Origin of the sequence: Moorella naiadis (nom. illeg.) (assembly GCF_051020825.1) — a bacterium.
Taxonomy (GTDB): domain Bacteria; phylum Bacillota; class DSM-521; order Neomoorellales; family Neomoorellaceae; genus Neomoorella; species Neomoorella naiadis.
Genome location: NZ_JAXGFQ010000014.1, coordinates 82,232 through 89,234, shown reverse-complemented (window position 1 = coordinate 89,234; position 7,003 = coordinate 82,232). Strand labels below are relative to the sequence as shown.

6 protein-coding genes are annotated in these 7,003 nt (G+C 57.6%); 5 read left to right on the top strand and 1 reads right to left on the bottom strand.

The window, feature by feature from the left end:
* Positions 1-136: 136 nt before the first annotated feature.
* The 4 genes from SDD30_RS10495 to SDD30_RS10480 all read left to right on the top strand — a co-directional run bounded on the left by SDD30_RS10495 (position 137) and on the right by SDD30_RS10480 (position 5,435).
* Positions 137-1,648, top strand: coding sequence for an efflux RND transporter periplasmic adaptor subunit (locus SDD30_RS10495; protein WP_434074868.1), 1,512 nt, complete (start codon positions 137-139; stop codon positions 1,646-1,648).
* A 2-nt stretch (positions 1,649-1,650) separates the two neighbouring features.
* Positions 1,651-2,394 (top strand): ABC transporter ATP-binding protein, encoded by a 744-nt coding sequence (locus SDD30_RS10490; RefSeq protein WP_434074867.1) that lies wholly within the window; start codon positions 1,651-1,653, stop codon positions 2,392-2,394.
* A gap of 3 nt (positions 2,395-2,397) precedes the next feature.
* Positions 2,398-3,624: an ABC transporter permease gene (locus SDD30_RS10485; RefSeq protein ID WP_434074866.1), complete on the top strand. Its 1,227-nt coding sequence runs from the start codon at positions 2,398-2,400 to the stop codon at positions 3,622-3,624.
* A gap of 383 nt (positions 3,625-4,007) precedes the next feature.
* Positions 4,008-5,435 (top strand): Nramp family divalent metal transporter, encoded by a 1,428-nt coding sequence (locus SDD30_RS10480; protein WP_434074865.1) that lies wholly within the window; start codon positions 4,008-4,010, stop codon positions 5,433-5,435.
* Positions 5,436-5,587: 152 nt separating this feature from the next.
* Here SDD30_RS10480 and SDD30_RS10475 read toward each other — a convergent pair whose 3' ends face one another.
* Positions 5,588-6,397 carry a HesA/MoeB/ThiF family protein gene (locus SDD30_RS10475; protein WP_434074864.1) on the bottom strand — a complete coding sequence of 270 codons (810 nt, stop codon included), beginning with the start codon at positions 6,395-6,397 and terminating at the stop codon, positions 5,588-5,590.
* A 208-nt stretch (positions 6,398-6,605) separates the two neighbouring features.
* On the opposite strand from SDD30_RS10475, the gene SDD30_RS10470 reads away from it, so the two are divergent.
* Positions 6,606-6,950 (top strand): hypothetical protein, encoded by a 345-nt coding sequence (locus SDD30_RS10470; protein ID WP_434074863.1) that lies wholly within the window; start codon positions 6,606-6,608, stop codon positions 6,948-6,950.
* Positions 6,951-7,003 lie beyond the last annotated feature (53 nt).

The window sequence follows — 7,003 nt, the reverse complement described above, 5'->3', positions numbered from 1 at the left end:
ATTCGCCATGATGGCAAATATTCCTGCTATATTATGTCGATTTGGAAGGATTTTTAGGGGGTTTTTGCACCGGAATCATATAATCTTACTAGCCGGCCGGCGATCAGCACATATAGAAATAGAAAGAGGGGCTATTATGGCGACAGCGACGGTAGTGGCTGAGAGAGGTTTTCCTAGCAAAAAGAAAATAATATGGTTGGCGGTGGCTTTTCTGCTTTTAGTTATCGCCGCCGGATGGTATTGGTGGGCCCATAAGCACCAGAAGGCCCCAAATTACCTGACCGCCACTGCTAGTGAAGGGAGCATTGTGGAGACCGTAAGCGCCTCCGGAAAAATTGAAGCAATACATAGCATCGGCCTCAGTTTTAAGAACCCGGGAACGATCAAAGCGATATACGTTGAAGAAGGGCAGAGCGTCAAAGCCGGGCAGCTCCTGGCCCTGCAGGACCCGACCGATCTGGAACTCCAGGTCAAGCAGGCCCAGGCGAACCTGGACAGCGCCCTGGCCAAGCTAAAGGGCCTGCAGGCCGGCCCCCTGGCTACCGACGTGGCCCAGGCTGAAGCCGGCGTAGAGCAGGCCCAGGCGGAGTATGACAGCGCCCGGGATACATTAAAACGCGACCAGGCCCTTTATGACGCCGGCGCCCTGGCGGCAGCCGACCTGGACAATGCCCGCAAGGCGGAGGCAACGGCAGCGGCCAACCTGAAAAAAGTCCAGGCGGCCCTGGCTGCCCTGAAAAACGGCACCCGGCCGGAGGACATTGCCGCCGCCCAGGCCCAGGTAGAAGCGGCCCGGGCTCAACTGCAACTGGCCCAGAACAACCTGGCGGCCACGGAGATCCGGGCGCCGTGGGACGGAATTATCACCAACGTCAACGGGCAGGTAGGCCAGCGCGTAGGCAGCAATACCAGCGCCACCGACGCTTCAAATAGTTTTATCTTCCTGGTTTCCCCCGAACTCCAACTGCGGGTGCAAGTCAATGAAGCCGACATCAACAGAGTCAAGGTGGGGCAGGAGGCGGACTTTACGGTCAACGCCATGCCTGACCGCACCTTTAAAGGTAAGGTGACGGCCATTGCACCCCAAGCCCAGACCGTAGCCAACATCCAGCTATATGACGTCCTGGTAGACGTAAGCAGCGCGGGGGCGTCCCTAAAGGCCGGCGAGTCGGCCAGCGTGACCATAATTATCAGCCGCAAAGATAACGTCATCACCATCCCGCGGGCGGCTATCGCCTATGCCGAAGGCTACCTCTCCCAGGCCGCCAATGCCGCCGGCAGCCGGGCAACCTCGTCGTCGGGGACTTCCGGCGGGGGCAACCAGAGGGGAGGCAGCAGGGGAACGGGAAGTACAACAGGCAGCTCGACAACGGGCGCCTCTACCAGCGGAGCTTCCCAGGCCGGGGAAAACCGGGCCGTAGTCCTGGTACTGGAGGGCGGGCGGCCGGTGCAGCGCCAGGTGGTAACTGGCGCCAGCGACGAGCGCAATATCGAAGTAGTCAGCGGCTTAACGGCAGGGGAACAGGTGGTGGTCGGCACCGGTAGCGCTGGAAGTATGGGGAGTACCGGCAATACGGGGAGCATAGGCAGGACGAACAACCGCACCGGCGGACCCCAACAACCAGCCATGTTTTTCAGGGGGAGATAAAGATGGACTTCCCCGTTATCCAGCTTAAAGGAGTCACGCGGGTTTACTCCCCGGGGTCAAACCAGGTATGGGCGCTACGGGGTATCAATCTGGAAATAAACCGGGGAGAAATGGTGGCCATCATGGGGGCCTCCGGTTCAGGCAAATCGACGTTGATGCACATCATCGGCTGCCTGGACCGTCCCAGCAGCGGCCAGTACCTCTTCGCCAACCAGGACGTCACCAGGATGACGCCGGACCAACTAGCCCGGGTGCGCAACCGGGAGATCGGTTTCATCTTCCAGAGCTTCAATCTCCTCAGCCATACACCGGCGTGGGAAAATGTCTGCCTACCCATGATTTATTCCGGCATCCCGCGGCCGGTAATGACCAAGAAGGCCCTGGCCATGTTGGCCATGGTCGGCCTCCAGGGGCGGGAGGAACACCTGCCCAACCAGCTATCCGGCGGCCAGCAACAGCGGGTGGCCATTGCCCGGGCCCTGGTAAACGAGCCCTCCATCATCCTGGCCGATGAGCCGACCGGGGCCCTGGACACCCGCACCAGTATCGAACTCATGGCCCTGCTCCAGCAGCTCCACCAGGAGAAAGGCCTGACCATCGTCATCGTTACCCACGAACCCGACATTGCCGCTTACTGCCAGCGGCTGGTGCGGATCCGGGACGGCCAGATAATAGAAGACCGGCCCGTGCCGGAGCCGCGCCTGGCCGCCCGGGAACTGGCCGCACTACCGGTGGAGGAGGATTAGAAAATGGACCTTTATGCCGCTCTGACAGTTGCCTGGCGGGGACTGCTGGCCAACAAGATGCGCTCAATTTTAACCATGCTAGGGATTATCATCGGCGTGGCCGCCGTGATCGTCATGATCAGCATCGGCCAGGGGGCCTCGGCCCAGGTAACAAGCAGAATAGCCAGTATGGGTTCCAACCTGCTCATGGTGATGCAGGCGCCTTCCTTTGGGGCCGTACGGGGTGCCGGCGGAGGGGTCAACTCCCTGACCATGGATGACGCCAAAGCTATCAGCGAGCTTCCCCTGGTGCAAAACGTGGCCCCCGAATCCAGGAGCCAGGTAACAGCCTCTTACGGCAGCAATACCTGGACCACCACCGTTAACGGCACCACGGCAGGGATGGAGGCTATCAAAGGCTGGCAGATGCCTGCCGGCGCTTTCTTTGCCAACGACGAGGTAGACCGCGCCGCCCTGGTGGCCGTGCTGGGACCGACGGTAGTGGCCAACCTTTTCCCCTCCGGCTTTAACCCCATAGGTGCTTCCATTACTCTCAACAACCTGCAGTTCACGGTCATCGGCGTCCTACCGTCCCAGGGAGGCGGCTTCGGCGGTGCGGACCAGGACGATATCATCTACATCCCCATCACGACGGCCCAGCGGCGCTTTTTGGGCCAGGGGGTGGTACCAAACAGCGTGCGGATGATTAATGTCCAGGCCCAGGACACCACCAGCTTGAACGCGGTCCAGGAGGAGATCACCTCCCTCCTGCGGCAGCGCCATCACCTGGGGGCCAATCAGGACGACGACTTTCGCATCCAGAATATGACCGCCGTCCTGGACACCGTGGCCGCGACCACCGGCAGCATGACCCTGTTGCTGGCCGGCATAGCCGCCGTCTCCCTCCTGGTCGGCGGCATCGGCATCATGAATATCATGCTGGTGTCGGTAACCGAGCGCACCAGGGAGATCGGCATTCGCATGGCCGTGGGCGCCACCCGGGGCGCCATTCTCACCCAGTTCCTGGTGGAAGCCATAATCCTGAGCCTGGTGGGCGGGTTGATCGGTGTCGCGGGGGGTATTACCGGTAGCCGGGTGGTCGCCCTGCTGGCCGGGTGGCCGACGGTCCTCAATCCCGCGGCCATCCTGCTGGCCATGGGCTTTGCCGCCCTGGTGGGTATTTTTTTCGGCTTTTACCCGGCCCGAAAAGCCGCCAATGCCGACCCTATTGAAGCCCTGCGTTTTGAGTAGGCAGGATAGAAAAAGACCAGGGCGCCGAAATCCAGGCTCATAAAAATTTGCCGCAAAATCTAATTGTAGTGACCGAAGACCCGCCACCAGGTTTTATACCTGGCAACGGGTCCTTTCCTTTTCTTATAGAGGTGGTATTCTGGATTGTTAGGCATATTTACGATTTTTCTATCCCATGGCCAGCCATGCATCCCCCGGACACCCGTCATTTATGGATCCGGGGGGTTCTTTTTTTCCACCTCAGCGTTTTTTAAAACCCTGCACTTTATGGTCCGTCCCTATTGCCCCTACCCTGGCACACCTAACAGGGCACCGGAATAGTATGGATTGGGTAAGAAAGTTAGACCAGGCTAAGGATATTGTTGCAAAGAAGGTGCTCCGTGATGATTGGAGAAACAGTCGCCAGGAGAATTAGCGTCGGTAATAAAGCGCCCTTCCTGTCCTGGGTCCGCTCCTTAACGAGATTCCTCGGCCCGGCCTTCATTGTCAGCGTGGCCTACATCGATCCCGGCAATTTTGCCACTAATATCAGCGGTGGTTCTACCTTTAACTACAACCTCATCTGGGTAATCCTCTGGAGCAATTTAATGGCTATTTTCCTGCAAACCCTCTCGGCCAAATTGGGCATTGCCACCGGCTATAACCTGCCGGAGATGTGCGCCCGGGTCTTTAGCAAAAAGGCCAACTATTTTTTATGGATCGTGGCCGAACTGGCGGCCATGGCCACCGACCTGGCTGAATTCCTCGGCGGCACCCTGGGGTTGTATTTGCTATTCCATATCCCCATGGTATACGCCGGCTTGCTAACAGGAGTCTTGACTTTCCTGATCGTCTATATGGAAAAATACGGCCAGCGGGTCGTGGAAGCCATTATTACCCTCCTGGTAACGGTAATATGTTTCGCCTATGCTATAGAGTTGTTTCTGGCTAAACCTGACTGGACTGCAGTCGGCATCCATACCTTGCTGCCTTCTTTACCCAATAGTGAAGCGGTATTGATCGCCGTCGGCATGCTCGGGGCGACGGTCATGCCCCATGTTATCTACTTGCACTCGCAACTGGTCCAGTACCGCCGGGTTGAAATTACTGCTGATTACATGCTGCAAGAAGCCGATGTCACAGGGCCCCAGCAGCTTCAGCGCAGATTGCTATTCCTTAAACCTCAGGCCAGTAATAACGCCATCTCTAAGACTGAGCACTTCAACACCCAATGCAACCCGGCTGCCGACTGCGCGGGTGATAATAAGGCCTATAAGCTCCAGCACCTGCGAATGGAAAAGATCGATATCGCCCTGGCCATGAACATCGCCTTTATAGTCAATGCAGCCATGGTCATCGTCTCCGCCGCTGTATTTTACCGTCACGGTATAGCCGTAGATACTATTGAAGATGCCCATCGCTCCCTGGCCCCCCTACTGGGGACACTATCTAGTGGCACCTTCGGCCTCGCCCTGCTGGCCTCCGGCTTGTCTTCCTCCGCTGTGGGCACCCTGGCCGGCCAGACCATCATGAAGGGTTTTGTTAACCTGAACATTCCTTTAAACGCCCGCCGGTTGATAACCATGGCGCCAGTGCTGGTGATCATCGCCCTGGGTATTAACCCCATGAAGGCCCTGGTCCTGAGCCAGGTGGCCCTGAGCTTCGCCCTACCCCTGGCCATTATCCCCCTGATCCTGATTACCGGGCGTAAGGATCTCATGGGTGCCTTTGTCAACACCCCGGCAACTAAAACCGTGGCCTGGCTTATAACCGCAGCTATAATCAGCTTGAATGCCGTCCTCTTAGTGCTAACCTTTACCGGTGAGGTCTAGCCCGCTCCTGATCCATATAGCTACTAGCGCACCCGAAGAATCAGCGTAGCTCCAGCGCTGCCAATGCCACCAGCATGGCGACGGCTACCATCTAAATCAATTAACATCAATTAACGGCAACAGGTGGCCGCCGATACTGCCATACTTCATTTTCACCTGCCGCCCTTTGTTTCACAGGCAAAGGTGTATTCCTCCAGCTCGCGGATACGGGGGGTATCGCCGCAGACAGGACAATTGCTGTTGCGTTCGGCCTTAATCTCCCGCAAGCGCATCTCCAGGGCGTTATAAATCAGCAGCCGGCCGGTAAGGGTTTCCCCTACCCCCAGTAAGATCTTCAGGACCTCGGTGGCCTGGATGCAGCCGATGACGCCGGGCACCGGGCCGACCACCCCGGCTTCCTGGCAGCTCGGCACGGACCCCGGCAGGGGCGGGTCGGGAAAGATACAGCGGTAGCAGGGTCCCTGGCCGGGTTTGATGGTCATGACCAGCCCGTCCCACTGCAAAACCCCGCCTTCCACCAAGGTTTTACCCGCCATGACACAGGCGTCATTGAGCAGGTAACGGGTGGGGAAGTTATCAACGCCGTCTACGATTACGTCGTAGTCACGGATAAGAGGGAGGATATTATCTTTACCCAAACGCAGCTCATAGGCATTGATGTAGAGCGCTGGATTTAGGGCCAGGAGGGTTTCCCGGGCGGATGCCGCCTTGGGTTGTCCTACTCTGGTGGTATTGTGGAGGATCTGGCGCTGCAGGTTGGAGAGGTCGACGTTATCGCTGTCGATTATACCCAGGGTGCCGACACCAGCGGCGGCCAGGTAATAGGCCACCGGCGAACCCAGCCCACCGGCGCCCACGATCAGGACTCTGCCTTGTTTCAACCTTTCCTGACCGGGGCCGCCGATATTCTTCAGGATAAGCTGCCGGCTGTAGCGCTCTATCTCTTCATTCGATAGGGCCATCCTTCAGCCTCCAATCTTGACTATATTTATCGGTTTGCATTGATTATAGCAAGGAGCGATAAAAAGGTCAAGAAAAAATATCCCCCACCCGGCTTTCCTGAAGCTGGGTATCGTCACCAATATCATCTTTCACATTATCTTGACATTTTGCTTACACTTTCATCACAACCATCCTTCATAATAAAGACAAAGGAAGGAGGGAGAGAGCATGAAAACCCCTTTAGCAGTTCTGGCAGCGGCAGTTTTACTGGCGGGAACGATCATTGTTCCGCGGGCTTTCGCCGTGAGCCAGCAGAATCAACCCCCGGCTGCCGCACCGGCCCCTGCGGCCGGAAATTTTGTGCAACAGATGATTGACCAGCATTTGAGCTGGGTCGACAGCGCGGAAAAAAACGGCCAGCTCACCCCGGAACAGGCCCAATCCTGGCGGCAACACCTGGATAGTATGCGGGACTTCCATACCGAATACGGCCTGGGCATGATGGGGGGGAATTATTCCGGCTTTTGCCATGGTGGGGAGGTTGGGCCGAGTAACAACACTCCATCGAAGTAGATTCGCCGGTATTTCCCGGCAAGGGAGGTGAACTTCCATGCGGAAAAGGTATA